This window comes from Methylomonas sp. LWB, from assembly GCF_001856095.1.
Taxonomy (GTDB): Bacteria; Pseudomonadota; Gammaproteobacteria; order Methylococcales; family Methylomonadaceae; genus Methylomonas; species Methylomonas koyamae_A.
The window spans coordinates 1-1808 of the sequence record NZ_MKMC01000063.1 but is presented as its reverse complement, the minus strand read 5'-3'; the positions used below and the strand labels follow the sequence as shown (position 1 = coordinate 1808).

4 protein-coding genes are annotated in these 1808 nt (G+C 53.0%); all 4 read left to right on the top strand.

Translation table 11 applies throughout. The features are described from left to right. Positions 1-430: transposase (locus BJL95_RS19560; RefSeq protein WP_139306269.1), on the top strand; the 430-nt coding region annotated here is incomplete at its 5' end. A 21-nt stretch (positions 431-451) separates the two neighbouring features. Then, positions 452-724 (top strand): SMI1/KNR4 family protein, encoded by a 273-nt coding sequence (locus BJL95_RS26115; protein WP_083386172.1) that lies wholly within the window; start codon positions 452-454, stop codon positions 722-724. 84 nt (positions 725-808) lie between these two features. Continuing rightward, on the top strand, positions 809-1333 hold the full coding sequence (locus tag BJL95_RS19555; protein WP_139306306.1) for a hypothetical protein: 525 nt from the start codon (positions 809-811) through the stop codon (positions 1331-1333). Between the two features lie 48 nt (positions 1334-1381). Next, complete coding sequence (locus BJL95_RS25305; RefSeq protein WP_071159882.1) at positions 1382-1807, top strand: hypothetical protein; 426 nt, start codon at positions 1382-1384, stop codon at positions 1805-1807. Position 1808: the final 1 nt, after the last annotated feature.

Below are 1808 nucleotides of genomic sequence, written 5' to 3'. Positions count from 1 at the left end.
CGTCGAACAGCGTGGGCAGCGGCGCCAGGAGCAAAGCCGACCGGTTTTGGTCAAAATCGAAGCCCTGCTGCTACAACATCTGCATGCGGTAATCCCCGGTAGTTTGCTGGGCAAGGCTTTGCATTACTTGTCATCGCAGTGGTCCAAACTGATCCGCTTCGTCGACAACGGCGCTTGGCCCATCGACAACAACCTCTGCGAAAACGCCATACGCCCCTTCGTGGTGGGCCGCCGCAATTGGTTGTTTTGCGATACGGTGGCCGGCGCCCGTGCCAGCGCTAATCTTTACTCGTTGATCGAAACCTGCAAGGCCAATAGCGTCGACCCTTACACCTATCTGGTCGATCTGTTCCGAAAGCTTCCCACCGCAAAAACTGTCGAAGAGTTCGAAGCGCTGTTGCCTTGGAATCTCGACGCCCTAACGGACTAATCGCACGCCAACGGTTAAGGCATTGTCCGTTTCAGTTCTAGTGCGTCCTTCAAAGATCGCTTACTGAGTACGGAGAACTATCGAGACTTAATTCCGGGCCACTATCTTCCCTTCGGCGAAAGCCCTGGTGGCAATGTCTATTGCTTGAGTCTAAAAGACGAAGACTATGGCGCTGTTTACTATTGGGATCATGAGATGGCAAATTATGACGGTGAGCCTTGGGAAGAGAATATGACAAAGTTGTCCAATGCACTTTCAGAATTTATTGATGGGCTGCATGAAGAATGCGCATAACCCGTCGCTTCACCCGACCAAAAACCGCGATGCGGTTTTCGTCGGGTGAGCTTGTCGTTGGCCCTCACTATTGGAGCCTCTTTTATGAAATGGTGTCTAGCCTTACTCGTCGCGCTTCTTCCGCTTGCCGCTCAAAGCGGATGGATTGATCCGAGCGGAAAGCCCATTCCTGATTCTGACAACATGCGCAGTGCTGGAGACTTCGGCATTCAAATCGTTCTTACTGCGAACGAAGGTCAGTTTCGCCAAACATGGAACTCATCCACGCCCCCGCCGAAACTGACTACTACCAACACGGTACGTCTAGGCGAAACGGTCTCCGCACTCCTCATCTTTCATGGCTGTGCGCCGAATGTCGGTGGCGTTTGCGACGTGGTATCTGATTTCATCCTCGAAGGGCCAGATGGAAGCAAAATGACGGCGGGTGGTGGCCCAGTTTGGTCTGGAAAGCCCATGCAGCAACGCCTCTTACAGCTCGGCCAAGCCAGTATGACTGTAGGCTTCGACAAGACTGATCCTGTTGGCGACTACAAGGTCACAGCGACCGTCAAAGACAAAGTTTCTGGCCGAGTCCTTTCTGTTACAGCGCGACTGAAAGTCACGAAGTGAGTTGTTGCGCCGTGAGGGCCAATCGGGTAGCTTCACGTTAGGCCGCGTATGAAGGCTGCAGTCGCGCTTGCGTTCCCGGTTTTCGCCACGATTGCCGCGATCGGTCAATCGATCATCCGCGAAAAGCGAAACAGAAGCCCATCCGCGTACCGAGCCACAACCAGCCTCCTATTGACCATCTTGCTGTTCAACGTCGCAGGGTCCTTCTTCTTTGGCGTATATATTGCTATCGACAATCCGAAGACCGCAAAAGACGCTCTTTGGTTCATGCCACTACTTTTCGCACCCGTCGAGTACTGGCTCCGTTTTGGCCCTGCACTCGTCGCGGCCGCCGCGGTGTTTGCACTGATATCCGTGCAACTGCATCGATCGAAGAGTTGCTCTTTCTCGTTACGAAAAGACTCGCAAAGTAGTTCAATCCTATCGGTCAGCAAAGTCCGGTTTCGTTCCGCCAAATTGACTGTGAAAAAATAAC